This window comes from Bradyrhizobium embrapense, from assembly GCF_001189235.2.
Lineage (GTDB): Bacteria > Pseudomonadota > Alphaproteobacteria > Rhizobiales > Xanthobacteraceae > Bradyrhizobium > Bradyrhizobium embrapense.
In genome coordinates this window covers 12,544-35,576 of sequence record NZ_LFIP02000010.1, presented here as the reverse complement: position 1 = coordinate 35,576, position 23,033 = coordinate 12,544, and the positions used below count along the sequence as shown (strand labels likewise).

Annotated in this window: 22 protein-coding genes; 8 read left to right on the top strand and 14 right to left on the bottom strand. The window is 65.5% G+C overall.

Features of this window, described 5'->3' with window-relative positions:
• Positions 1-155 precede the first annotated feature (155 nt).
• Together AKN83_RS31485 and AKN83_RS31480 are read left to right on the top strand one after the other, a co-directional pair.
• Entirely contained in the window at positions 156-1,037 is an 882-nt protein-coding gene (locus tag AKN83_RS31485) for a YiiX/YebB-like N1pC/P60 family cysteine hydrolase (protein WP_244522176.1), read from the top strand.
• A 180-nt stretch (positions 1,038-1,217) separates the two neighbouring features.
• Positions 1,218-2,816: a glycosyltransferase family 39 protein gene (locus AKN83_RS31480; protein ID WP_050404351.1), complete on the top strand. Its 1,599-nt coding sequence runs from the start codon at positions 1,218-1,220 to the stop codon at positions 2,814-2,816.
• Here the strand turns inward: AKN83_RS31480 and AKN83_RS31475 are convergent, their stop codons facing one another.
• Positions 2,817-4,943: a TonB-dependent receptor gene (locus AKN83_RS31475; RefSeq protein ID WP_050404314.1), complete on the bottom strand. Its 2,127-nt coding sequence runs from the start codon at positions 4,941-4,943 to the stop codon at positions 2,817-2,819.
• Positions 4,944-5,157: 214 nt separating this feature from the next.
• Here AKN83_RS31475 and nikR point away from each other — a divergent pair, with 214 nt between their 5' ends.
• Complete coding sequence (gene nikR / locus AKN83_RS31470; protein WP_050404315.1) at positions 5,158-5,595, top strand: nickel-responsive transcriptional regulator NikR; 438 nt, start codon at positions 5,158-5,160, stop codon at positions 5,593-5,595.
• A 32-nt stretch (positions 5,596-5,627) separates the two neighbouring features.
• On the opposite strand, the gene AKN83_RS31465 is transcribed toward nikR, so the two are convergent.
• The gene (locus tag AKN83_RS31465; protein ID WP_050404316.1) at positions 5,628-6,575 is read right to left on the bottom strand and encodes a hydroxymethylglutaryl-CoA lyase; all 948 of its coding nucleotides are present in this window, start codon (positions 6,573-6,575) and stop codon (positions 5,628-5,630) included.
• 7 nt (positions 6,576-6,582) lie between these two features.
• On the bottom strand, positions 6,583-7,752 hold the full coding sequence (locus AKN83_RS31460; RefSeq protein WP_050404317.1) for a CaiB/BaiF CoA transferase family protein: 1,170 nt from the start codon (positions 7,750-7,752) through the stop codon (positions 6,583-6,585).
• 120 nt (positions 7,753-7,872) lie between these two features.
• On the opposite strand from AKN83_RS31460, the gene AKN83_RS31455 reads away from it, so the two are divergent.
• From AKN83_RS31455 to AKN83_RS31445, 3 genes are all read left to right on the top strand, one after another.
• On the top strand, positions 7,873-8,796 hold the full coding sequence (locus tag AKN83_RS31455) for a LysR family transcriptional regulator (protein ID WP_050404318.1): 924 nt from the start codon (positions 7,873-7,875) through the stop codon (positions 8,794-8,796).
• Between the two features lie 156 nt (positions 8,797-8,952).
• Positions 8,953-10,365, top strand: coding sequence for an MFS transporter (locus AKN83_RS31450; protein WP_050404319.1), 1,413 nt, complete (start codon positions 8,953-8,955; stop codon positions 10,363-10,365).
• Between the two features lie 94 nt (positions 10,366-10,459).
• Positions 10,460-11,212 carry a sulfate transporter family protein gene (locus AKN83_RS31445; RefSeq protein WP_050404320.1) on the top strand — a complete coding sequence of 251 codons (753 nt, stop codon included), beginning with the start codon at positions 10,460-10,462 and terminating at the stop codon, positions 11,210-11,212.
• Here the strand turns inward: AKN83_RS31445 and AKN83_RS31440 are convergent.
• The 6 genes from AKN83_RS31440 to nth form a co-directional block, all read right to left on the bottom strand.
• Complete coding sequence (locus tag AKN83_RS31440) at positions 11,209-12,777, bottom strand: DHA2 family efflux MFS transporter permease subunit (protein WP_063695623.1); 1,569 nt, start codon at positions 12,775-12,777, stop codon at positions 11,209-11,211. The two genes, AKN83_RS31445 and AKN83_RS31440, sit on opposite strands and share 4 nt — an antisense overlap.
• Positions 12,774-13,286, bottom strand: coding sequence for an isoprenylcysteine carboxyl methyltransferase family protein (locus tag AKN83_RS31435; RefSeq protein ID WP_063695622.1), 513 nt, complete (start codon positions 13,284-13,286; stop codon positions 12,774-12,776). Before AKN83_RS31435 ends, AKN83_RS31440 begins: the two co-directional genes overlap by 4 nt.
• Positions 13,283-14,344 (bottom strand): type III polyketide synthase, encoded by a 1,062-nt coding sequence (locus AKN83_RS31430; protein ID WP_050404321.1) that lies wholly within the window; start codon positions 14,342-14,344, stop codon positions 13,283-13,285. The genes AKN83_RS31435 and AKN83_RS31430 overlap by 4 nt, the downstream gene beginning before the upstream one ends.
• Positions 14,345-14,477: 133 nt before the next feature.
• Complete coding sequence (locus AKN83_RS31425) at positions 14,478-16,106, bottom strand: MFS transporter (protein WP_050404322.1); 1,629 nt, start codon at positions 16,104-16,106, stop codon at positions 14,478-14,480.
• Positions 16,093-17,241 carry an HlyD family secretion protein gene (locus AKN83_RS31420; RefSeq protein ID WP_430641588.1) on the bottom strand — a complete coding sequence of 383 codons (1,149 nt, stop codon included), beginning with the start codon at positions 17,239-17,241 and terminating at the stop codon, positions 16,093-16,095. The genes AKN83_RS31425 and AKN83_RS31420 overlap by 14 nt, the downstream gene beginning before the upstream one ends.
• Positions 17,242-17,307: 66 nt before the next feature.
• Positions 17,308-18,105: an endonuclease III gene (gene nth / locus AKN83_RS31415; protein WP_050404323.1), complete on the bottom strand. Its 798-nt coding sequence runs from the start codon at positions 18,103-18,105 to the stop codon at positions 17,308-17,310.
• A 22-nt stretch (positions 18,106-18,127) separates the two neighbouring features.
• Here nth and AKN83_RS31410 point away from each other — a divergent pair, with 22 nt between their 5' ends.
• Together AKN83_RS31410 and AKN83_RS31405 are read left to right on the top strand one after the other, a co-directional pair.
• Complete coding sequence (locus tag AKN83_RS31410; RefSeq protein WP_050404324.1) at positions 18,128-18,700, top strand: DUF2244 domain-containing protein; 573 nt, start codon at positions 18,128-18,130, stop codon at positions 18,698-18,700.
• A 57-nt stretch (positions 18,701-18,757) separates the two neighbouring features.
• Positions 18,758-19,654, top strand: coding sequence for a methylated-DNA--[protein]-cysteine S-methyltransferase (locus AKN83_RS31405; protein ID WP_050404325.1), 897 nt, complete (start codon positions 18,758-18,760; stop codon positions 19,652-19,654).
• Between the two features lie 102 nt (positions 19,655-19,756).
• Here the strand turns inward: AKN83_RS31405 and AKN83_RS31400 are convergent, their stop codons facing one another.
• The 5 genes from AKN83_RS31400 to AKN83_RS31380 all read right to left on the bottom strand — a co-directional run bounded on the left by AKN83_RS31400 (position 19,757) and on the right by AKN83_RS31380 (position 22,988).
• Positions 19,757-20,380, bottom strand: coding sequence for a 2,3-bisphosphoglycerate-dependent phosphoglycerate mutase (locus tag AKN83_RS31400; RefSeq protein WP_050404326.1), 624 nt, complete (start codon positions 20,378-20,380; stop codon positions 19,757-19,759).
• A gap of 45 nt (positions 20,381-20,425) precedes the next feature.
• The gene (gene dapB, locus AKN83_RS31395) at positions 20,426-21,238 is read right to left on the bottom strand and encodes a 4-hydroxy-tetrahydrodipicolinate reductase (protein ID WP_050404327.1); all 813 of its coding nucleotides are present in this window, start codon (positions 21,236-21,238) and stop codon (positions 20,426-20,428) included.
• A 131-nt stretch (positions 21,239-21,369) separates the two neighbouring features.
• A complete protein-coding gene (locus tag AKN83_RS31390; RefSeq protein ID WP_050404328.1) occupies positions 21,370-21,666 on the bottom strand; it encodes a DUF1330 domain-containing protein in 297 nt (98 codons plus the stop codon).
• A gap of 23 nt (positions 21,667-21,689) precedes the next feature.
• A complete protein-coding gene (gene pyrF, locus AKN83_RS31385; RefSeq protein ID WP_050404329.1) occupies positions 21,690-22,403 on the bottom strand; it encodes an orotidine-5'-phosphate decarboxylase in 714 nt (237 codons plus the stop codon).
• Positions 22,404-22,409: 6 nt separating this feature from the next.
• On the bottom strand, positions 22,410-22,988 hold the full coding sequence (locus AKN83_RS31380; protein ID WP_050404330.1) for an NADPH-dependent FMN reductase: 579 nt from the start codon (positions 22,986-22,988) through the stop codon (positions 22,410-22,412).
• Positions 22,989-23,033 lie beyond the last annotated feature (45 nt).

The following is a 23,033-nucleotide window of genomic DNA, read 5'->3' as shown; positions in this document are numbered from 1 at the left end:
GAACGCTTCGCGAACTGTGCCGCATCTCACCGACCGCAGCAACCATCATGGTAAATCAATCATGATTGATCCGCCGATGGCATGAACTAAATTGCAACGGCTTGCGACCATGATTAAGTGAACGGAAGCGGTCGTAGAACCGCTGGGGGGAATCCATGGGCGTAATGCTCGATACCGTCGGTAAATGGATCGCGGGGTACCTGTCGAAGGAAGTGCCCGGCTACGAGCCGTTCACGCCGAGCGATCCCGACCATCTGCGTGGCATCATCCAGGAAGGCGATGTCCTGCTGGTCGAGGGCAACAACCGGATTTCCGGCATCATCAAATACCTCACGCAATCGACCTGGTCGCACGCGGCGCTGTTCGTCGGACCGATCGACGGCGCATTCGAACCAGACGGCGAGCAGCATGTGCTGATCGAGGCCAATGTCGGCGAGGGCGTCACCTCCGCGCCGCTGTCGAAATATTTCACCTATCACACCCGCCTCTGCCGCCCGGTCGGGCTGTCCTTCGAGGACCGCACCACGGTGTGCCGCTACGCCATCAACCGGATCGGCTTCGGGTACGACACCAAGAACATCGTCGATCTCGCACGCTATCTGTTTCCGCTGCCGATCCCGCAGCGCTGGCGGCGCCGCATGATCGCGTTCGGCTCCGGCGATCCGACCAAGATCATCTGCTCGGCGCTGATCGCGCAGGCGTTCGACGCCGTGCGTTACCCGATCCTGCCCAAGATCACGCGCGCCGCCAGCCGCAAGGCGCGCCGCGAGATCCTGCACATCCGCGATTCCTCGCTCTACATGCCGCGCGACTTCGACATCTCGCCCTATTTCGAAATCGTCAAACCCACCATCGTGCACGGTTTCGACTACACGGCCCTGCACTGGGCCGACAAGCAAAAGCCGCTCCAGGAGGTAGCCGGCGAATTCAGTGTGTTTCCAGAGCGCAAGTCGCCGCCGCTTGTTCCTGAAGCGACTGACGAAGAGACGGCGCTTCCGGCTGCGGAAATGACCGCGGCAGAGATCGCGCCGGCGTGACGGACGCGGGCGTCGGGCTCGACATGTCGAGCACCGGCCGCGTCAACCATTGATCCGGAATCCGTCTTATCGTCCCGCTTCGTCGTTGAGTTCTCGCGGCCGCATCATTAGGGTGCGCGCGCTTCAAGCTTGCTTTCATTCGGTAGTTTTACGGTGCTTTCGCTCATCAATTTCTCGGCGATGGCCGCGGCGTCGGAGAAGGATCCGGCGCGCTGGCGTCGTCCATTGATCACATGGCTGGAGGGAATCGAGACCGGCTGGTCGATCCCGATCCTGCTCGTCGTCTTCGTCGCGATCTGGACTGCATATCTCGTCATCGCCTATCTCGGCGCCGGCCTGCACCCCGACGTGCTCGAGACCTGGACGCTCGGCCGGCATCTCGCATGGGGATACCCCAAGCATCCGCCGTTGATGGGCTGGATCGCGCGGGGCTGGACTGCGGTTTTTCCTCTGACCGACTGGTCGCTTCAGTTGATGGCGATGGGCAACGCGGCGGTGGCGCTGTGGGCGGTCGATCTGATCGCCCGCCGCTTCGTCCGTGGCGAGAAGCGGGCGATCGTGCTGCTGCTGTTGATGCTGCTGCCGGTCTATCAATTCCATGCCCAGCGGTTCAACGCGAACACGGTGCTGCTGGCGCCTTGGCCGCTGGCGACTTACTGCTTCCTGCGTGCGTTCGAGGCGCCGAGGCAGCTCGGCTGGGCGATCGCGGCGGGGGCCGCGTGCGCACTCGCGATGCTCGGCAAGTATTACTCGATCTTCCTGGTCGCAAGCTTCGTGTTCGCTTCCGTGCTTCATCCGGATCGCCGCCGCTACCTGCTGTCGGCTTCGCCCTGGATCTCGGCGCTGGCCGGCATGCTCGTGCTTGGGGCGCATCTGCACTGGCTCGCCACGACAGGGGCGACGACGTTCGACTATGCGCTCGCGCATGCCGGCGTCGATCATGTCGCCGCACTGTGGGAAGTCACCTATTTCATCCTGGGCCTGATCGCAGCGCTCGCGATCCCGGCGGTGACCTGGGTATTCATTGCCGGCCCCCGGCTGGCGCGGCTGCCGGCCGATTTCCGCGCGATGAACGCCGGGCTCCGCCTGCTGCTGCTGGTCGCAATTGGAACCATCCTGTTTCCGGCGATCGTCTCGCTCGCGGTCGGCACCGACCTGCCCTCGCTCTGGGCGGTGCAGGGTCTCTTCCTGTTCGTGATCCTGATCGTGTGCACGACGAGCTACCCGATCGAGCGCTTCTACGCGGTCAACTTGGCTGTCATGGTGGCCGGGATCGCCATTCTCGCGGTCGTCGTCGGCGCACCGATCCACGCCCTTTATCGGAACGCTTACGGCTACGAAGAAGGCCGCGACTTCTATCACGCCGCCGCGGCAGAGCTCACCGCGCGATGGCGCGACGCGGCCGGGACGCCGCTCGCCGCCGTCAGCGGCGACGACGCGCTCGCCTTCGCTGCCGCCTTCTACAGCCCGGATCATCCGCGCTATGCCCGGCCGTTCGCCTATCAGTACACCTGGGGCCTGCCGCGCAAGACCACGCTCGATCGCGGCTGGGCCGCATTGTGCTTCGCCGACCAGACGGACTGCCTGAGCTGGATGGCGCGCACGACGTTGCGCGCAACCGACGTCTTTCGCTCCGAGTTCGATGCACAGGCGACGCTGCTGGGCAGGCCCGGTCGGACACGGCGGGTCGTGATGCTCATCGTCCCGCCTTATCGCGAGACACCGCCTGTGCAGCCCGATGTCGAGGACTTCAGCTCGATCCGCCGCACGCGCGACTGATCAGAACGTCGCCGCCAGCGTCAGGCGCACGGCGAGCGGCTCGGCGGGATGCACATGACGGTCGGCGACGCCATCGATCGGCTCGCCCGGCAGCCGCGACAGATAGTAATATTCGATCTGGTTGGTTTGCGCATTGAAGAGATTGAGGACGTCGAGCTGCAGCCGCATGCCGTTGTCGAATTTGTAGCCGGCGCGGGCGTTGACGATGAACGACGACAGCGAACGCACGCTGTCGTCCTCGATCAGCGGACGCGGGCCGAAATAGCGGGCGCGCAGGCTGCCGAACCAGCCGGTGTCGCGGCCGAAGGTGACGCCGCCGCTGGCGACCCAGGCCGGAGCGCCGGGAATAAAATTCCCGATCGGATCGAAATCGGTGAAGCGGGCGCGGGTATAGGCGAGGTCGAAATCGAGACTCATCCATGGCAGCACTTTGTACTGGTTGGTCCACTCGACGCCGACCCGCCGGCTCGGGCGGCTCGGCTCGGTGGTGCCGGCGTCGCCGACGAACAGCAGTTCGGAATCGAAGTCGAGCACGAACACCGCGAGCGACGAGGTGAGACCGTCGATCGCCTTGCTGCGGATGCCGAGCTCGGCCCCCTTCGAACGCACCAGGAGCGGGACGCGTCCGAGCGGCGTCATCTTGTCGTTGGGATCGACGGTGATGGTCGCGCCGCGGATATCATTGGAATGCAGGCCGAACCCGACATTGCCGTAGAACTCGGTCCTGGACCAGGGGCCGAGCACGATGCCGGCCTTCGGGCTCGTCATCGCCGCCTGCGCGTTGCCGGAATTCTGCGGCGCGTCGCTCAGCACGTGGCCCGCGAAATAGTCCTCGCGGATGCCCACCGTAGTGCGCAGCCAGTCAGTCCAGCGCGCGGTGCTATCGGCCCACAGCGCGACGCTGCCCTCCTGCACCTGGTCGTTGCGTACGGTAGACAGGATCTCGCGCTGCGCGGTCTTGAACAGGCCGACATTGATGTCGTCGTAGCGCGTCTGCACACCGACCCGGGTCTGGGTGTCGATGCCGGCGATACGGATATCCGCGGCATGGCTGGCATCGAAGCCATAGACGGTGCGCCTGTCGGTCTGGCTGAACTGATCGCCGTTGATGGGATCGTCAAGGAAGTAAGTGAAGTCGTTGTAGAGCTGCAGCGAGGAGTGGATCACGTAGGCGTTGAGCCTGGTCTGCCCGTAGTCGCTGGACTGCGCCCAATTGCCGGACAGGCTAAAGCGGCTGGAGATGCCGCCGTCGGTCGGATCGAGCGAGCCGTAACGGCCGATCAGACCCCGATCGATCGCGCGCTGCGCCACCTGGTCGGTCGAATTCCAGCCGTTGGAATAGGCCATCGCGGTCAACGAGAAGCCGTCGGTCGCGGTGCCCTGGCTGTAGCGCAGGACGCCATTTAGCTTGCGGATGTCGTCGGGCACGTCCCACGGGCCATTGTACTTGGTGGCCTCGAAGGCTGCGAGCAGCGTCCCGTCACCGATCTTGGTCGAGCCCGCCGCCATCGCGCGCTGGTAGCCGAAGCTGCCGGCGGCCAGCTCCACGATATTCTTGGAAAGCCGATCGAGGTAGTTGATGTCGACCGCGCCCGCGGACGCGAAGTCGCCCTTGTCGGCGTAGTAGGGACCCTTGCGGACATCCATTGACCGGATCAACTCCGGGATCAGGAAATTTATGTCGGCATAGCCCTGGCCGTGACCATGGGTCGGCATGTTGACCGGCATGCCGTCGACGGTGATGGCGAGATCGGTGCCGTGGTCGAGATTGAAGCCGCGCAGAAAATACTGATTGGCTTTGCCTTCGCCGGAATGCTGGGTGACGATCAATCCCGGCACCGCCTCCAGGACCTCGCCGACGCGCGAGACCGGCCGTGCATTCACCTCCTCGCCGCTGATCTGCCGCTCGCTCGCCGCGGTCGGTTGCAGGCTGGAGGCAGACACGGTCGCAGAGTGGCCGCTGACGCCGGTCGCCGGCACAGCTTGGCTCGCTTGCGGTGCCGTGGGCGTGCGGCGACCAGCGGCGACGTGATGTCGACGCTGCGATGGCCCGGCGCGCTTGGGCGGAGCCTGATCGGGCGAGGTCACGGTCACCGGCGGCAATTGCCCGGGCGCGGTGGGAAGCATCTGCGCTTCGGCGATCGGCGCGAATGCTGCAATGGATGCGGCGGCGGGAAATATCCGCCATGCAGTACGACGCAATGCGCATGCCCCCGCATGATACCTGCTACAGTCACGCGACGACCGCACCAGCCCAAACCAATCCCGGCGAAACGACGCTAGCAAGCTCGGTATGATGATTCAAGATCAATGTCATACTGACGACCAAGACGGATAGTCCATGCAACGCATCACCATTACCATCGAGGATGATCTGCTCGCGGAGATCGACGCCGCCGCCGAAGCGCGCGGCTATCAGAACCGCTCCGAGATCATCCGCGATCTCGCGCGCGCCGGCCTGCAACAGAGCGCGGAGCACGCGCCGTCAGGGCAATGCGTCGCGGCACTGGTCTATGTCTACGATCACGCCGCGCGCGACCTGTCGAAGCGGCTGGTGCAGAATTTCCATGGCCATCACGATCTGTCGTTGGCCACGCTGCATGTGCATCTCGACGACGACAGCTGCATGGAGGTGACGGCGCTGAAGGGCGCCAGCAGCGAGGTCCGCCACCTCGCCGACCACGTCATCGCCGAGCGCGGGGTGCGCTACGGCCGCGTCGTGATGATCCCGACAGCGGCGGACAAGAAGCCGCGCAAGCGGGGGCACCGGCACGATTGAGCTTGCGTGCCTCCATCCGGGCTACGCAGGCGTCACGCCGCCTTCGCGTTGGTGCCGCGCGGCAGGCCGGCGCGGGCGAGGCCGCCGTAGAGCTGCTCGTTCGGCATCTCGGCCTTCAGGATCGCGCGCACCTCGACCAGCCGGTCGAGATCGATGCCGGTCGGAAATCCCTTGCTCTCGCAGAGGAAGACGAGGTCCTCGAACACGACATTGCCGGTCGCGCCCGGCGCGAACGGGCAGCCGCCGAGACCGCCGAGCGAGCCGTCGAGCACGCGGGCGCCCTCGTCGAGCGCGGCGGAGGCATTGGCGATGCCCATGCCGCGGGTGTCGTGCAGATGGACGCAGACCGGCCTGGAGCCTGCGATCCTCACCGCGCCCCGCGTCAGCTCGCCGACCTGCTTCGGCCCGGCATAGCCGACGGTGTCGGCGATCGCGACCATGTCGACGCCGACCTCGTAGAGCTTCTCGGTGAGGCGCAGCACTTCCTTCGGATCGACCGCACCCACGATTGAGCAGCCCAGCCCCATCGAGATCGCGGCATTGACCAGCGGCTTGTGTGCGCTGGCGTCGCGCAGCTCGCAGAGACGCTTGATGTTCGCGATTGCCGACTCGCGCGAGCGGTTGGCATTGGCCTGGCTGTGCTCCTCGGTCGCCGACACCACCGAAGCGATCTCGGCGACCCCGGAGGCCAGCGCCTCGTTGACGCCGCGCTCGTTCAGCGCCAGCGCGATGCCATGCGCCCCGGGCAGCGATGCGATGGTGGCAACCACATCGCGGACATCGACGAACTGCGGAAAGGTCTTGGCCGGCAGGAACGAGCCGACCTCGAAGTGCCGGACGCCGGCGGCATATTCGTCGCGCACCCAGCGCTGCTTCGCCGCGGTGGAGGGGAATGTCTTCACGAGCTGCAGGCCGTCGCGCAGACCGACCTCGCGCAGGCTTACCTTGTCGTTGGGATAGATATCGTGGACGCGGGTCATGTCAGCCTCACGCAGCGTTTCCGGTTGATGAAATTGTCTGTTGCGCGAGTTCAGCGCGCACATCATCGGTATCGGCGCCAAGCACCGGCACTGTCAGGCCTTCGCCGATGTTGCTGCCGTTCCACTCGACCGGCAGCGCAGGGACGCGGAACGGCTTGCCGTCAGCGTTGACATTGTTGACGAGTCCACCCGGACGCAACACATGCGGGTCCTGCAAAAGGTCCTCGGGCCGGTTGATCGGCGAGAAACAGATGTTGAGCGCGTCGAGCCGCGCCGAGAGGTCGGCGACGTTCCAGCCCTCGATCACCTCGGCGACGCGCGGAATGATGCGGTCGCGCGCCATGATGCGGTCCGTGGTCGAGCTCAACGACGGATCGTCCGCGAACTCCTGCAAACCGAACTCGCGGCAAAAACTCTGCCAATGGCCTTCGGTGACGACCCCGATGAAGATGCGATCGCCGCCGGCGGTATCGAAGATGTCGTAGATCGGCCAGGCATGCTCGCGCTCCGGCATCGAGCGCGGCTTGCGCCCGGTCATCTCGTATTCGACCATGTGCTGGGCAACCAGGAACAGGCAGTTCTCGAACAGGCCGATGCGGATGTCGGCGCCATCAGTGTTGCCGCCGCGCTTCTGGTAGAGCGCGGCGAGGATCGAGATCACGCCGAACATGCCGCCCATGATGTCGTTGGCGGAAGAGCCGACGCGCTGCGGCTTGTCGCGCGTGCCGGTCATCGCCGCGAGCCCGGACATCATCTGCACGACCTCGTCGAGCGCCGGCCGGTGATCGTAGGGCCCGGAGAGAAAGCCCTTGTGGCCGGCGATGATCAGATGCGGATACTTCGCGCGCAGCTCCTCAGGCCCGAGCCCCTGCTTGTCGAGCTGTCCGTCGCGGAAATTCTCCAGGAACACGTCGGCGCTCGCGAGCAGCCGGTGCATCGTGTCGCGGTCCTCGGGCTTGGCGAGGTCGAGCACGACGCTGCGCTTGCCGCGATTGAACAGCGGGAAGAACGAGACGCCCATACCGCCGAGCGAGCGGGTCTTGTCGCCGGCGGGAGGCTCGACCTTGATCACTTCGGCGCCGAGTTGCGCCAGGATCATGCCGCAGGTCGGCCCCATCACCATGTGGGTCATCTCGATGACCCTCACGCCCTCCAGCGGCAGTCCGCTCCCGGTCATCGGTTTCTCCGTGCTCGTTGCGCTCGTTTGAGTGATCGGCGCAGGTTAGGCTTCCGCACGCTATCTGAAAAATATAATCTGTCGAATAGTCTATTCGTCGTTTTAGAACGCTCATCCCGTATGGATTCACGCCAGCTCCGCTATTTCATCGCAGTTTACGAGCAGCGCAACCTGTCGCGGGCGGCGGATCAGGCCAATGTCGCGCAATCTGCGCTCAGCCACCACATCGCCAATCTGGAGGCGGAATTCGCCACACCGCTGTTCGAGCGCAAGCCGCGCGGCATGGAACCGACCGCGGCAGGTGAGCGGCTGTACGAGCATGCCCGCATAATCCTGCGGGCGATGGCGGCGGCCGAGCGCGAAATCAAGGAAGGCGGCAGCGCGATTGCCGGCGAGATCTCGATCGGCATGGCCAATTCCGGCATGAAGGCGATCGGCGTGCCGCTGATGCGCACCGTGCTGGCGAAGTATCCCAACCTGAAGCTGTCGCTGACCGAAAGTCTCTCCGGCGCGACACTGCTGCATCTGATGAGTTCCGAGGTCGACCTGGCACTGGTCTACAATCCGCCGTCGGAAAAGGATCTGATCGCCGAGCCGGTGCTGGAGGAGCAGATGTTCTGCGTCGGCACGGAGAAGCTGATCGGCAAGAAGGGACCGATCACGTTCGACGAGGTAGCACAGCTGCCGCTGATCCTGCTGCGGCACGGGCTGTCGGCCCGCGCCCTATTGGATGACCCCGTGCCGCTGAAGCGGCTGGAGGCCAATGCCATCCTGCACCTCAATTCGACCAGCGGCATGATCGGCGCGCTGACCGCAGGTCTCGGCTGCACGATCGCCACGACGCACTTCGTCAGCGAGCCCTTGAAAGCGCGATTGCTGGTCGCACGCGAGGTGATCGAGCCGAAGCTGAGCCGGACGCTCTATCTCTGCCGCCTGCGCAACCGGCCGATGACCTACGTCATGGAGGAGATGTGCCGGCTGATCCGCTCCCTGATCGCCGAACAGGTCGGACGCGGCGCCTGGGAGGCAACGCTCCTGATCTAAATGTGCCTCCAAGCGCATCAGAAGCAACGCTATCGAAAATATCGAACGGTTCCTTCGATATGTTCGTCTGGATTTCTGGCACCCGGCCGCCAAACATGCCGGAGCGGCACGCCTTCGCAAGAAGGGCGGCCGCCGGACCATTCGGGGAGGACCATCATGAGCGCCGTCGAACTCGGCTCGGTTGCCGATCTTGCCAACACGACTTGCGGACCTGACGAGATCTCGCGCCGGCTCGAGGCGCTGCCGACTTCCGGCTATGTCTGGCGGCTCGTGATCCTGCTCTCGCTCGGCGGCTGCTTCGAAATCTACGATCTGTTCTTCACCGGCTACATCGCGCCGGGCCTCGCCCGCAGCGGGCTGATGACCACGACGACCCAGGCGTTCTTCGGCTTTTCTGGGATCGGCGCCTTCGTCGCGGCGACCTTCGCCGGCCTGTTCATCGGCACCTTCTGCCTCGGCTTTCTCGCCGATCGCTACGGGCGCAAGACCGTGTTCACTTATTCGCTGCTGTTCTACAGCGCGGCGTCGGTGATTATGGCGTGCCAGACGACGCCGGGCGGCCTCTTGCTGTGGCGCTTCATCGCCGGGATCGGGATCGGCATCGAGGTCATCACCATCGACGCCTACATCACCGAGCTGGTGCCGAGCTGGATGCGCGGCCGGGCCTTTGCCATTAACCAGGCGGTGATGCTGTCGGCGGTGCCTGTTGTCGCGGCGCTGTCGTGGTGGCTGGTGCCGCTGTCGCCTTTCGGCGTCGATGGCTGGCGCTGGGTGGTGCTGATCGGCGCCGCCGCCAGCATGATCATCTGGGTGCTGCGGCTCTACGTGCCGGAAAGCCCGCTCTGGCTGGCTCGGCATGGCCGCCTTGCCAAGGCCGAAAAGATCATGCGGACGCTCGAGGCTGCATCGCCTGCCGCCGCGCCGCGCCCTGTCCGCACCGCAGCGACCACGCCGGCGCGTGCGCCAATCGAGACCGGCTATGCCGATCTGTTCCGGCCGCCCTATGCCTCGCTCGTCCTGCTGTTCATGATCTTCAATCTGTGCCAGGCGTTCGGCGTCTACGGCTTCTCCAACTGGGTTCCAGCGCTGCTGGTCGAGAAGGGCATCAACGTCACCAAGAGCCTGCAATATTCCTTCATCATCGCCTTCGCCTATCCGCTCGCGCCGCTGCTGGCCGCAACCTTCGCCGACCGCTTCGAGCGCAAATGGATCATCTGCGGCGCCGCCGCCGCGATCTCGGTGTTCGGCCTCGCCTTCGCGCAGCTCACCGAGCCGGTGCTCCTGATCGCCAGCGGCGTGCTGGTGACCGGCGCCAACATGACGCTGTCCTATGCCTATCACGCCTACCAGACCGAGGTGTTCCCGACCGCGATCCGGGCGCGCGCCGCAGGGCTCGTCTATTCGATGAGCCGGCTCAGCGCGACCTTCTCCGGCTTCATCGTGGCGTTCATGTTGAAGGAGGCCGGCGCCATTGGGGTGTTCGGCCTGATCACCGCAGCGATGGTCATCGTGATCATTACGATCGGAGTCTGGGGACCCAACGTCCGCGGCAAGCCGCTCGACGCCTAGCGCATTAACACTCTCATCGCGACACACGCGGCACTTGCCGAAGCCATAATGGGTGGCTACCTCTCGCTCGTCAATTTGCAGAGGTAACCCGGTCATGTTCGACGCCGCCGTCAAGGCGCTTTCGCAAATCCTGTCGCCGCCGATGCGCACGATCCTGTGGCGCTCGATCGGCCTTGCGCTGGTGCTGATCACCGTGCTGGCAATCGGATTGCAGCGGCTGCTGAGCTGGTTTGCCGAAACCGGCGAGGTCTGGGCCGAAGGCATGCTCGGCCCCGGCTTCCATTCCACGCTGCACGTGCTGTCCTGGATCATCTCGATCTCTGCCGGCCTCGGCGTCGTGCTCGGCGGCATCTTCCTGATGCCGGCGATCACCTCGCTGGTGGCGAGCCTGTTCGTCGACGACGTCGCCGACCATGTCGAGCGCGAGCACTATCCGGCCGACCATCCCGGCGTCGCACTGCCGGTCACGCTCGCGACGATCGAAGGCGTCAAGACGGCACTGCTGACGGTCCTGGTCTACCTGGTCGCGCTGCCGTTCGTGCTGTTCGCGGGCGCGGGCTTCATCATCTTCTTCATCGCGACCGCCTGGCTGCTCGGGCGCGAATATTTCGAGCTCGCCGCGATGCGCTTCCGCTCGCCTGATGACGCCAAGGCGATGCGCAAGGAGAATGCCGCGGCCGTGTTCACCGCCGGCCTGTTCATCGCCGCCTTCGTCTCGATCCCGATCATCAATCTGGCGACGCCGCTGTTCGGGATGGCCTTCATGGTGCACATGTACAAGCGGCTGTCGGGCCCGCGGCGCGAGCTGATCGAGCCGGCGCGGCGCAGCAACGTGTCCTCGATCTAGACGGCATTCCGCGGCACCTGCACCGATGCAGGCGTCCGATCGCGCGCCAATGGTACCAGCAGAAGCCCGACGATCGCCACGCCGGCGAGCAGCGCCCATGCCTCGTTGACGCTGAGCGCGAGCGATGCCCGCTCGACCAGCGGTCGAACAAACGCCACCGCCGCCTCGTCCGGCGCACCTGGCGGACGGTTGATCAGCAACATTGGATCGAGGCCGATCGCCTGTGCCGCGTTGAGATCGCCTGCCAGCAGGCGTGCACGAAAATCCTCACCATAAATTGGGCTTCGCCCGTAGAGGATGGTGTCGATTAAGGCGATCCCGATCGCGCCACCCAGATTGCGCATCAGGTTGAACAGTCCGCTGGCATCGGCAACCTCCGCCTCCGGCAAGGCACCCAATGCAATGCGGGTCGGCGGCAACAGGCAGAACATGATCGCGACGCCGCGCACGATTTGCGGCCAGAACATCTCTCCGAAATCTGCCGTGCGGGGCTGAAAGGCGCTCAAGCCGAGACCCAGCGCGAACAGGGCGAAGCCCGCGCTCGTCAACGCAAGCGCGCCGATACGGCTTTCGAGGATGGCCGCCAGCGGCGCGGCGACGAGCTGTGCGACTCCCGTGACCAGCATGACGGTGCCGATCTCGAAGGCATCATGGCGGCGGACGAAGCCGAGGAACACCGGCATCAGATAGGTCGATCCATAGAGGCCGATGCCGAGGCAGAAGCTCAGCGCGCAGCCGATCGCGAACGAACGCCGCCTGAAGAGCGTCAATCGCGCGATCGGATGTGCCGCGCGGAGCGTGCGCCGGATCAGCAGCGCCATCCCGGCCATGCTTCCGGCCAGCAGGCTGAGGCAAAACATCGAGCCCCAGCCGCGCTGCGGCGCTTCCTTCAAGCCGATCATCACGCTTGCGAGCGCCGCTGCGAGCAGGACCAGCGACCACGTGTCCAGTCTGGCGAATGCGCGGAGACTCGCGCTCTGCTTCGGAAGCAGCAGCGGCGTGACGATCGCCGCAATCGTTCCCGGAATCAGGTTGATCAGGAACAGCCACGGCCAAGACCAGGTCTGCGTGATCCAGCCGCCGACAACAGGTCCGACGGTCGGTGCGAGCACCGCGACGACACCGCCGATCGTGGTCGCCACCGCATGGAGCCGCGCCGGGAACAGCATGAACACGGCGGAGAACACCGCGGGGATCAGGACGCCGCCGGAAAATCCCTGCAGCACACGAAAGGCCAGCAGCACGGCAAAGCCGCCGCTGACGGCGCAGCCGACCGAGGCGATCGTGAACACGCTCACGGCGAACGCGAACAGCCATCGCAATGACAGCGCATGGGTGAACAATCCGGTCAGCGGGATCGCGATCACCTCCGCGATCAGATAGGCGGTCTGGATCCAGCTCATCGCGGACGGCGAGATCGCCAGCGCACGCTGGATCGTCGGCAGCGCGGTCGCGACGACCTGGATGTCGAGGATCGCCATGAACATGCCGATGCACATCAGCAGGAAGCCCGCCCAGGTCGCCGCCGACGGGCTGTCGGTTGGGTGATCCGCCCGGTCGCTCATGGCGTGCTGACGCGCGGCCAGTCCGCAACCGAGAGCGCGCGGCTCTCGGCGCGAATCCGGATCGTAAGCACCGCGAGATTCAGCAAGGTGAAAATCAGCGCTAACTCCCGCAGATGCAGTGCGAGCGGAAGCAGCGCGATCTCGCCGACGACGACGGCATAGTTCGGGTGCGGGAAATATCGGTACGGCCCGGATGCGACCAGCGGCGTGCCTGGCAACACGATGATGCGCGTGGTCCAGCGCGGCCCGAGCGCAGCGACCACCCACAGCCGCAAGCCCTGCAACGCCAGAAAGGCCGCGAGTATCGCCAGGTTGACATCCTGGTTGCGGCCCCAGATCCACAGCGCGGTGAGCCAGCCGGTGTGGACCAGCACGATGAGCGGATAGTGAGCGGCACCGACCTCGACCGCGCCTTGCGCCAGCAGCCGCGCCGTATTGCGACGTGACAGAACGAGCTCGCCGAGACGCTGCAAGGTGACCAGCGCAAGAATGAGCGAAGCCAGGCTCATGCCGCGTGCCTGAGCGCAACGCAGCTGAGCGTGAAGCCGGGCCCGAGCGCGGTGAGCAGCGAGCGCGGCGGCAAGCCGTTGGCGCGGGCGCGTTCGAGAACGAAGAGAACGGTCGGGGCCGACATGTTGCCGCACGCCGCGATGACGTCGCGTTCGTGACCAAGCGTGCCCTGGTCGAGCGTGAGCGCGCGCTCCAGCGCGGCGATGACCTTGGCGCCGCCGGGATGACAGAGGAAGCGATCGATATCATCGGCCGTCAGCTCCATCCGCGCCAGGATCTCGGCAACGGCCGGCCCGACATGGTCGCGAACGAAATCCGGAATGGTGCGCTGAAAGACGACACCGAATCCTTCCGGATCGACCGTCCAGCCCATGATGCCGAGCGTATCCGGCCACAGCTTTTCGCCGGCCGCCTCGATCCGGGTCGCACCGCCGTCGCCGGCGCGCAGCACGATCGCAGCGGCGCCATCGCCGAACAGGCTGGCCGCGACGATATTCGCCTTGGTGAGCTCATCATGGCGAACCGCGAGGGTGCAGAGCTCGAGCGCAACCAGCAGCACGTTCGCACCAGGCTGTGCCTGCGCCAGCCGCGCCGCGATCGACAGGCCCGACACGCCGCCCGCGCAGCCGAGGCCGAACACCGGCACGCGCGATACATCAGTCCGCAAGCCGAGCTTGCCGGCGACGCGCGCCTCCAGCGTTGGCGTGGCAATGCCCGTCGAGCACACCGTGACCACGACATCGATGTCGCTGCCGCTCAGGTCGGCGCGCGCAATCGCCTTGCGGGCGGCTTCGACGAACAGCGCCTCCGCGCCTTCCAGGAACGCCTGCGTGCGCTCGGGCCAACCGCGGCGCTCAAGATACCATTCGATCGGCTTCACGCCGTAGCGATGCTGGATGCCGGTGTTGGCGAACAGGCTGGAGAGCGTGGCGAATTCGGGATAACGGTCGGCGAGGAGATCGCGCGCGGCCTGCAGGACTTGTCCCTGGTGGAACAGATGCGGTGGAACCGCCGTCGCCATGGAAACAAGCGCGGCCGTCTGCTTGGTCTCGATCATCGTGGCTCCCGTTCCCCCGCTTATGGAACCACGCGACCTGCAAAATATTTCAGACGCCCGCGAGATAGCCGGAGCGATGCATTCACTATAAATTGACCCCGCCGGCGAAATGCACGCCGCGCGGTTTCGCAGATCAGGGCGCGGCGGCGTCCGGCTTGCGCAGCACGATCTTCGCGAAACCGAACGGCACCGGCGACAGCGGGCCCTGCGGCGCGCGCGTGATCAGGGCGACCAGGAACAGCGCCAGGATCGCGAGCCAGAAGCACAGCCAGAAGCCGTCGATGTAGGCGAGCGTGTTGGCCTCGCGCTGCACCAGCGCCGCGAGCGTTCCGACGGCGCGCCCTGCGGCTGCGCCGATGCCGTGGCCGGAAAATTCACCGGCCAACCGCTTCAGCAGGTTCACGACGTCGACATCGCCGCCCTGGACATGCTGGCCGAGATAGTTCGAATGGATCTGCTCGCGGACACGCAGCCAGGTGCCCATCAGGGCGATGCCGATCTCGGCGCCGCCGAGCCGCATGATCTGGATATAGGCCGCGAATGCCGTCGCCCGTGACGGGTCGGAGTTCGACAGCGCCATGATGATGATCGGCAGCAGCGTCAGCGCCTGCCCGACCGACGTGAGCAGCACGATGCCGATAAAATCCTCGCGCGCCCAGACATGGCTCAGCTGCGTGCCCCAGAGATTGGCGGCGGCGAATGCCGAGAAGCCGAGCACCACGACGATGCGCGGATCGAGGTGACGAAGCAGAACAATCGAGATCGGCACCAGCACGAACATCGGCAGCGCACCGTAGCTGAACAGCAGCGCGCCCGACTGCTCCGGCCGCAGGCCGCCGACGGTGCCGAGGAAATTCGGCACCAGCGACGAATTCGACAGGCTGGTCAGCGTGTAGAGCAGGATGACGATCAGCGAGAGCCCGATATTGCGCGAGAACAGCACGTTGAAATGCGCCCACGGCCGGCGCGCGACCATCTCGTTGATCATGAAGGCGACGATCAGGAGGCCGCCGCCGATCAGGAGCGCCATCACGGTGCCTGACGAGAGCCAGTCCAGCCGATTGCCCTGATCGAGCCCGGCATAGACCATCCCCAGGCCGGCGCCGAGCAGCAGCATACCGCCCCAATCGGCATGGTGCAGCAGGTCGCGATTGACCGATTCCTTCGGGGTGCCGAGATACACCATCAATCCCATCAGCGGCGCGATCACGACACCCTGCCAGTACAGCCACTGCCAGCCGAGGTGCTCGACATAGAAGCCGACCAGCGAGCTCGATGAATCCAGCGCAAAGCCGACGCGGATCGAATACATCGCGATCGCCGGCAGCCACCAGCGGATCGGCAAATTGCGCAGGATGATCATTAGCGTCGCCGGCACGAAGGTGCCCAGCAGCATGCCGTGCGCAATGCTGAGCGCGATCAGCGTCGTGTAGTCGTGCACGAACGGGATGGTCAGCGAGACCATGGCATAGACGAGGCTCGGAATGCCGAGGACGCGGCGCAGGCCGAACGCGGTGGCGAGCCACGCCACCGCGGGCGCGATGAAGATCTGCGAACCGATCGCCGCGGTCGAGAGCCAGGCGCCCTCATCGAAGCTGAGCGAGAACGCGCCCCGCAGGTCAGGCAGGCCAACCGTGGTCAGGCGGCTGTCGAAATTCGCCAGGAACGCGCCGAGCAGCACGGCGACGACGGCGAACAGCGGATAGCGCGCGACGTCGCCGCGCGAGACCGGACCGCTGTTGCGGTCGTCACTCTCCGCCATTGGCGGCCGCCTCGCCGGTATTGATCCGCGTCACCACGGACATGCCCGGCAGCAGGCGCGCGAGCAACGGCTGGTCCTTGTCGAACTGGATGCGCACCGGGATGCGCTGCACCACCTTGGTGAAATTGCCGGTGGCGTTATCGGGCGGCAGCAGCGCGAATTGCGATCCGCTGGCCGGCGCTATGCGTTCAACCGTGCCGCGCAGCTTCTGGCCGGAGAATGTATCCACGGTGACCTCGACCGGCTGGCCCGGCCTGACGTTGGTCAGCTGGGTTTCCTTGTAGTTGGCGATCACATAGACGTTCGGCAGCGGCACCACATTGACCAGACTGGTGCCGATGTTGACGTAGTCGCCGGGCTGAACCTGGCGCTCGCCGGTGACGCCGTCGAACGGCGCGACGATCTTGGTGTAGCCAAGCTTGAGCCTGGCAGAAGCCAGCAGCGCCTTGGCGGCGTCGAGATCGGCGGCGCGCTGCTTCTTGGTGCCCTGCAGAACCTCAAGCTGATGGCGCTGGGCTGCGATCACCGCGCGGCTGGCTTTCACATCGGCCTCAGCCTTGGCGTAGGAAGCCGTCGCCTGCTCGAGCCGCTGCCGCGTGCCGGCATCGGTTTGCGACAGCGACTGCTGACGCTCCTGCTCCTGACGCGCCAGGGTCTGCTGCGCTTCCGCTGACAGCCGCGAGGCCTCGGCCTGCGCGATGGTCGCATATTGCAGCTCGACCTGGTTGTTGAGGTTGTCGAGCGCGGCTTGCGCGCCGACCACACCCGCCTCGGCCTGCGCGACCTGCGCCTGATAATCGGCAGGATCGATCTGCACCAGCAGATCGCCGGCCTTGACGCGCTGGAAATCGGAGACCGCGACCGTCAGTACTTCGCCGGACACGCGGCTGGAAAGCTGGGTGAGCTCGGCCCGTATGTAGGCATCATCTGTGGTCTGGATTTTTGCGCTGCCGACCCACGCGTTCCAGCGCGAGGTCGCTACGACGACGAAGGCGATCGCGACGAGCACGGCGAACAGCGGGATGGCGAAGCGGCGCCAGAAGCCCTTGGTCGCAGATTTCGGCGTGACCGCCGTCGCCGGAGCAAGAGCCGGCTGGGTGGCCCGTGAGGCACCATCTTGGACCTGCTCTGTCACACTATACTCCCCATTCACGCACCGGAACGCCGGGCGAGCCTAATAACACATGATGACGATCATGGCTTAGACGGTCTTCTCCGGCCATCGGCAAAGATCGTTGATCAGGCAAACATCGCAGCGCGGACCGCGGGCGAGGCAGGTGTAGCGGCCATGCAGGATCAGCCAATGATGGGCGTGCAGCATGAATTCGGCCGGGATCACCTTCTCCAGCCCGAGCTCGACCTCGAGCGGCGTCTTGCCGGGCGCGAGGCCGGTACGGTTGCCGACACGGAACACGTGGGTGTCGACCGCCATCGTATGTTCGCCGAACGCCATGTTGAGCACGACATTCGCGGTCTTGCGGCCGGCGCCGGGCAATGACTCGATCTCGGCACGGGTGCGCGGCACTTCGCCGCCGAACTCGGCGATCAGCTTCTCGGACAGCGCGATGACGTTCTTCGCCTTGTTGCGATAGAGCCCGATGGTCTTGATGTAGTCGCGCACCCTGTCTTCGCCGAGCTCAAGCATCTTCTGCGGCGTGTCGGCGACCGCAAACAGCGCGCGCGTCGCCTTGTTGACACCGGCGTCGGTTGCCTGCGCCGACAACACCACCGCGACCAGCAGCGTGTAGGGATTGAGGTGCTCGAGCTCGCCCTTCGGCTCCGGATTGGCTTTGCGGAACCGGTCGAACGCCTCAAAGACCTCCGCCGCCGTCCATGGCTTCGGCTTTGCGGTTTTCTTGGCAACCTTCTTGGCGGCCTTGGTCGCCGGCTTCTTTGCCGCGCGTTTGGGCAGCGGGGTTGCCGCTCTCGCAGCTTTCTTCTTCGGCGCGGACCGAACGCTTGAGGTGTCGGCGCGTTGAGAGCGGATGATTTTGGCCATGAACGGGATATACTGATACGTTATGACCGCAGGCAACGACTTTGATCCGGGCGAAGACCCCGGGGGAGACCTCAGGGCCGATGCCCGCGACGTCGATGCGCCCGAGGGGGAGCCGAAGCTGTTCTCGGCGCTGCTCACGCCGCACCGCTCGCTGAATCGCACCGGCTTCATCGTGCTGATGTCGTTCGTCACCGTGGTCAGCTTCGTCGCCGGCGCGGTGTTCTGGTGGCTCGGCGCCTGGCCGATCTTCGGCTTCTTCGGTCTCGACGCGCTGGTGATCTATTGGGCGTTCAAGGTCAATTTCCGCACCGCCAGGGCGAGCGAGGAGATCACCGTCACGCCGTCGGAACTGCGGGTGCGCCGGATCAGCCACCGCGGCCATGTGGCCGAATGGGTGCTCAATCCGCTCTGGGTGCGGTTCGAGCAGATCTCGCACGAGGAGTTCGGCATCGAGCGGCTTTATCTGGTGTCCCGGGGCCGCCGGGTCAGCGTCGGCAGCTTCCTGAGTCCCGACGAAAAGGCCAGCTTTTCGAAGGCCTTGACCGCGGCGTTGAATACCGCGAAACGCGGTCCGACCTACACCCCCATTCACTAGGCCCGCTTGTCAGAAATCGGGTGGTCTGGACGCGCCATGGCTCCTAAATCAGACACCATGATGACACTCGCCATACACGATCAGCGCCTGGCCAAGCCGGGCCTCCAGAGCGCCGCGCTGCGCGACTACGACTCGGTGCGGCGCGCCATCGCGTTCATCTCCGAGCACTGGCGCGCACAGCCGACCATCGAAGCGATGGCCGATGCCGCGGCCGTCACGCCGGATGAACTGCACCATCTGTTCCGCCGCTGGGCCGGGCTGACGCCGAAGGCCTTCATGCAGGCGCTGACGCTCGATCACGCCAAGAGCCTGCTGCGCGATTCCGCCAGCGTGCTCGACGCGGCGCTCGACTCAGGTCTTTCAGGCCCGGGACGGCTGCACGATCTGTTCGTCACGCACGAGGCGATGTCGCCGGGCGAATGGAAGACCGGCGGCGGCGGCATGACGCTGCGCTACGGCTTCCACCCCTCGCCGTTCGGCACCGCGATCGTGATCGCAACAGACCGCGGACTCGCAGGCCTTGCCTTCGCCGACCCGGGCGACGAGCAGACGGCGTTTGCGGACATGAAACGGCGTTGGCCGAATGCGACCTATGTCGAGGACACCGCTGGCACCACCGCGCTGGCGCAGCGCGTGTTCGATACGAAGTTGTGGCGGGCGGACCAGCCGCTGCGCGTCGTCCTGATCGGCACCGACTTCGAGGTGCGCGTGTGGGAAACGCTGCTCAAGGTGCCGATGGGCCGCGCGGTGAGCTATTCCGACATCGCTTGCAAGATCAACAGCCCGAGGGCCTCGCGCGCGGTCGGCGCCGCAGTCGGCCGCAATCCGGTGTCGTTCGTGGTGCCCTGTCATCGCGCGCTCGGCAAGAGCGGCGCGCTGACCGGCTATCACTGGGGTATCACCCGCAAGCAGGCAATGCTGGGCTGGGAAGCGGGACAGGTGGGCTTGCACTGACCTCTATCTCGTCATTCCGGGATGGTCCGAAGGACCAGACCCGGAATCTCGAGATTCCGGGTTCGATGCTGCGCATCGCCCCGGAATGACAACATCAAACCTCTACCCCGCCAGATCGACCTTCGATGCAACGGTGGAATCGGCGTTGAGCCGATAGACCACCGGCGCGCCGGTCGCGAGTTCGCGCTTGAGGATCTGCTCCGGCGAAAGCTTCTCCAGCACCATGATCAGCGCGCGCAGCGAGTTGCCGTGGGCGGCGATCAGCGTGCGCTGGCCGCGCAGCACGCCGGGCAGGATCTCCTGCACGTAGTAGGGCAGCGTGCGCGCCAGCGTATCCTTCAGGCTCTCGCCGCCGGGCGGCGGCACGTCGTAGGAGCGGCGCCAGATCAGGACCTGGTCCTCGCCCCATTTCTTGCGGGCGTCATCCTTGTTGAGACCGGAGAGATCGCCGTAGTCGCGTTCGTTGAGCGCCAGATTCTTCGTGGTCGGCAGTTCGGTCTGGCCGATCTGCTCCAGCATCAGCTTCAGCGTGTGCTGCGCGCGCGTCAGATCGGAGGTGAAGGCCACGTCGAACGACAGGCCTTGCGCCTTCAGCTTGCGGCCGGCTTCCTTGGCTTCCGCGATGCCCTGCTCGGTGAGATCGGGGTCCTTCCACCCGGTGAACAGGTTCTTCAGATTCCATTCGCTCTGACCGTGACGAACGAGCACAAGAAGACGATCACTCATTTCAGATTCCGTTTTCGCTTGGCTGGATTGATTTCGTCGGCGGGCTCAGTCGCTCAGCCCGAGCACGTCGGTCATCGAGTACATGCCGGGCTTCTTGCCGTGCGCCCACAGCGCCGCCTTCAGCGCACCCTGCGCGAACAGCGCGCGGTCCTCGGCATGATGCGACAGCGTGATGCGCTCGGAGGGACCGGCAAAGATCACGCTGTGATCGCCGGCCGCAGTGCCGCCGCGCAACGAGGCAAAGCCGATATCGCCGGCGCGCCGCGCCCCGGTCAGGCCATCGCGGCCGCGCGCCGAATGCTGGTCGAGCGCGATTCCGCGCCCCGCAGCGGCAGCTTCGCCGAGCATCAAGGCGGTGCCCGACGGCGCATCGATCTTGGACTTGTGGTGCAGCTCGAGGATTTCGATGTCAAAACTCTGGTCGAGCGACTGCGCGACGCGCTTGACCAGCGCGGCGAGCAGATTGACGCCGAGGCTCATATTGCCCGACTTCACCACGATCGCGCGGTCGGTGACGCTGCGGATCACCGCATCGTCGGACTGCGACAGGCCGGTGGTGCCGATGACGTGGACCAGGCCGCGCTCGGCCGCGATCGCGACATTGGCGATGGTCGCAGCCGGCACGGTGAAATCCAGGATGCCGTCGGCGTTCGCCGACATCGACCACAGATCGGCCGACAGCTTGACGTCGTTGGCGGGAAGGCCGGCGAGCACGCCGGCGTCCTTGCCGAGCAGCTCCGAGCCCGGCGCTTCCAGCGCGCCGACCAGCACCGCTCCGGGGGTTTCGGAAATCACCCGCGTCAGCGTGCGGCCCATCCGGCCGCCGGCTCCCGCAACGATCAAACGCATGTCAGCCATGGCTCACCTCTCACCGCCGTATAAAGCATGATCCGGCAAAGGGGAAACCGGTTTTCCGGCGCGGGATCATGCCTAAACCGCGGTCATCGGCGACTGTTCCAGCCAGCCGAACCGGCGGCCGGTGTCCGAGGCTACGGGCTGTCGTACCCCTCGATGATGATGAGATCGGCGATCGAGTGCGGCTGCCGCACCTTGATGTTGGCCTGGTATTCCGGCGAATTGTAGCAGGCGAGCGCGGTGGCGTAGTCCGGGAATTCGATCACGACATTGCGCGAGCGGCTCTGCCCCTCCACGCCGGTGAACTTGCCGCCGCGCACGATGAACTTGCCGCCGAATTTCTGGAAGATCGCCGGATTGGCCGCCATGTAGGGCTTGTAGCCTTCCTCGTTGTGAACGTCGACGCGTCCAATCCAGTATCCCTTCGCCATCTCTGTTCTCCCTTGTTGCTGGTTCAGGCGAGCGCCTGAGCTATCTCGGCATGAATGGCGTCAGCCGCGGCCTTCGGATCGGCGGCTTCCATCACCGGGCGTCCGACCACCAGATAGTCAGCGCCGGCGGCAATGGCACGGGCCGGGGTCATGATGCGCTTCTGGTCGCCGGTCGCCGAGCCCGCGGGGCGAATGCCCGGGGTCACCAGATTCATCCGATCGCTCACGATCTTGCGCAGAGCGGCGGCTTCCTCGGGCGAGCTGACGAGGCCGTCGACACCGAGCGCCTGCGCCTGTCTGGCGCGCGCTTCGACGAGATCGGAGACATTGAGGCGATAGCCCGCCGCGTGCAGATCGCTGTCGTCGTAGGAGGTCAGCACCGTCACCGCGAGGATCTTCAGGCCCGAGCCGGCACGCGCCTCGACCGCTGCCTTCATGGTCTGCGGATAGGCATGCACGGTGAGAAAGGTCGCGCCGAGGGCGGCGACGCTTTCGACGCCGCGGGCGACCGTATTGCCGATGTCGTGCAGCTTGAGATCGAGAAAGACCTTCTTGCCGCTGCCCGCGAGCTGCTTCGCCAGCGACAGCCCGCCGGCGTAACCGAGCTGATAGCCGATCTTGTAGAAGGTGACGGCATCGCCGAGCCTGTCGATCATCGCCTCGGCCGCAGCGACCGACGGCAGATCGAGCGCTACAATCAACCGGTCTTTCGGAGCGATCATCTGGGCTGGCTGCATGTCACCTCACATCATGCGTTGGGAATGGTCGATCAGCTGCCGCACCAGCGCCCGCATCGCGTCGATATCGGCCGGATGCTTCAGATGATCCATATCGTCATAGGCCTGCTCGGCGAATGACAGCGCGAGCTGGTTCGGGATCACGGCGGCATGGCACGCCGTCAGGATCAGGCGCAGCGCGGCCAGTGCGCGCGTGCCGCCGAGCCGGTTGCCGGACGCCGCGGCGATCGCGAAGGCGCGGCCGTGGAACACCTGGCCGCGGGTCTCGTGCGGGTCCTGCACGCGGCTCACCCAGTCGATCGTGTTCTTCACCAGCGCCGGCACCGAGGAATTATATTCCGGCGTCACGATCAGCACGCCATGATGGGCGCCGATCATCCGCTTCAGGTTGACGGCGTGCTGCGGCACGCCCGATTTGGCCTGCAGATCGCCGTCATAGATCGGCAGCGGGAAATCGCCGAGCGAGATCCGCGTGACGTCGGCCCCGAGTTGTGCGAGCTCATGCGCCAGCACGGCGGCTAGCTTCGCGTTGAGCGAGCCCGATCGCAGCGATCCCGGGATCACGAGGATTTTCAGCGCCGACATTTTGAAATCGCAGGTGTAGGTCGCACCCAGCGCGACGGCGCCGGA

What these genes read in the sequence shown, in the direction of transcription:
- AKN83_RS31430 (WP_050404321.1), bottom strand. Translation starts at nt 14,344, where the DNA reads ATGATCGAGACCAAGCAGACGGCCGCGCTTGTTTCCATGGCGACGGCG.
- AKN83_RS31390 (WP_050404328.1), bottom strand. Translation starts at nt 21,666, where the DNA reads ATGGCGAAGGGATACTGGATTGGACGCGTCGACGTTCACAACGAGGAA.
- AKN83_RS31460 (WP_050404317.1), bottom strand. Translation starts at nt 7,752, where the DNA reads ATGACCGGGAGCGGACTGCCGCTGGAGGGCGTGAGGGTCATCGAGATG.
- AKN83_RS31485 (WP_244522176.1), top strand. Translation starts at nt 156, where the DNA reads ATGGGCGTAATGCTCGATACCGTCGGTAAATGGATCGCGGGGTACCTG.
- AKN83_RS31480 (WP_050404351.1), top strand. Translation starts at nt 1,218, where the DNA reads ATGGCCGCGGCGTCGGAGAAGGATCCGGCGCGCTGGCGTCGTCCATTG.
- AKN83_RS31475 (WP_050404314.1), bottom strand. Translation starts at nt 4,943, where the DNA reads ATGCTTCCCACCGCGCCCGGGCAATTGCCGCCGGTGACCGTGACCTCG.
- AKN83_RS31440 (WP_063695623.1), bottom strand. Translation starts at nt 12,777, where the DNA reads ATGAGCGACCGGGCGGATCACCCAACCGACAGCCCGTCGGCGGCGACC.
- AKN83_RS31380 (WP_050404330.1), bottom strand. Translation starts at nt 22,988, where the DNA reads ATGTCGGCGCTGAAAATCCTCGTGATCCCGGGATCGCTGCGATCGGGC.
- nikR (WP_050404315.1), top strand. Translation starts at nt 5,158, where the DNA reads ATGCAACGCATCACCATTACCATCGAGGATGATCTGCTCGCGGAGATC.
- AKN83_RS31400 (WP_050404326.1), bottom strand. Translation starts at nt 20,380, where the DNA reads ATGAGTGATCGTCTTCTTGTGCTCGTTCGTCACGGTCAGAGCGAATGG.
- AKN83_RS31425 (WP_050404322.1), bottom strand. Translation starts at nt 16,106, where the DNA reads ATGGCGGAGAGTGACGACCGCAACAGCGGTCCGGTCTCGCGCGGCGAC.
- AKN83_RS31465 (WP_050404316.1), bottom strand. Translation starts at nt 6,575, where the DNA reads ATGACCCGCGTCCACGATATCTATCCCAACGACAAGGTAAGCCTGCGC.
- AKN83_RS31405 (WP_050404325.1), top strand. Translation starts at nt 18,758, where the DNA reads ATGATGACACTCGCCATACACGATCAGCGCCTGGCCAAGCCGGGCCTC.
- AKN83_RS31455 (WP_050404318.1), top strand. Translation starts at nt 7,873, where the DNA reads ATGGATTCACGCCAGCTCCGCTATTTCATCGCAGTTTACGAGCAGCGC.
- nth (WP_050404323.1), bottom strand. Translation starts at nt 18,105, where the DNA reads ATGGCCAAAATCATCCGCTCTCAACGCGCCGACACCTCAAGCGTTCGG.
- AKN83_RS31445 (WP_050404320.1), top strand. Translation starts at nt 10,460, where the DNA reads ATGTTCGACGCCGCCGTCAAGGCGCTTTCGCAAATCCTGTCGCCGCCG.
- AKN83_RS31450 (WP_050404319.1), top strand. Translation starts at nt 8,953, where the DNA reads ATGAGCGCCGTCGAACTCGGCTCGGTTGCCGATCTTGCCAACACGACT.
- AKN83_RS31435 (WP_063695622.1), bottom strand. Translation starts at nt 13,286, where the DNA reads ATGAGCCTGGCTTCGCTCATTCTTGCGCTGGTCACCTTGCAGCGTCTC.
- AKN83_RS31410 (WP_050404324.1), top strand. Translation starts at nt 18,128, where the DNA reads ATGACCGCAGGCAACGACTTTGATCCGGGCGAAGACCCCGGGGGAGAC.
- dapB (WP_050404327.1), bottom strand. Translation starts at nt 21,238, where the DNA reads ATGGCTGACATGCGTTTGATCGTTGCGGGAGCCGGCGGCCGGATGGGC.
- pyrF (WP_050404329.1), bottom strand. Translation starts at nt 22,403, where the DNA reads ATGCAGCCAGCCCAGATGATCGCTCCGAAAGACCGGTTGATTGTAGCG.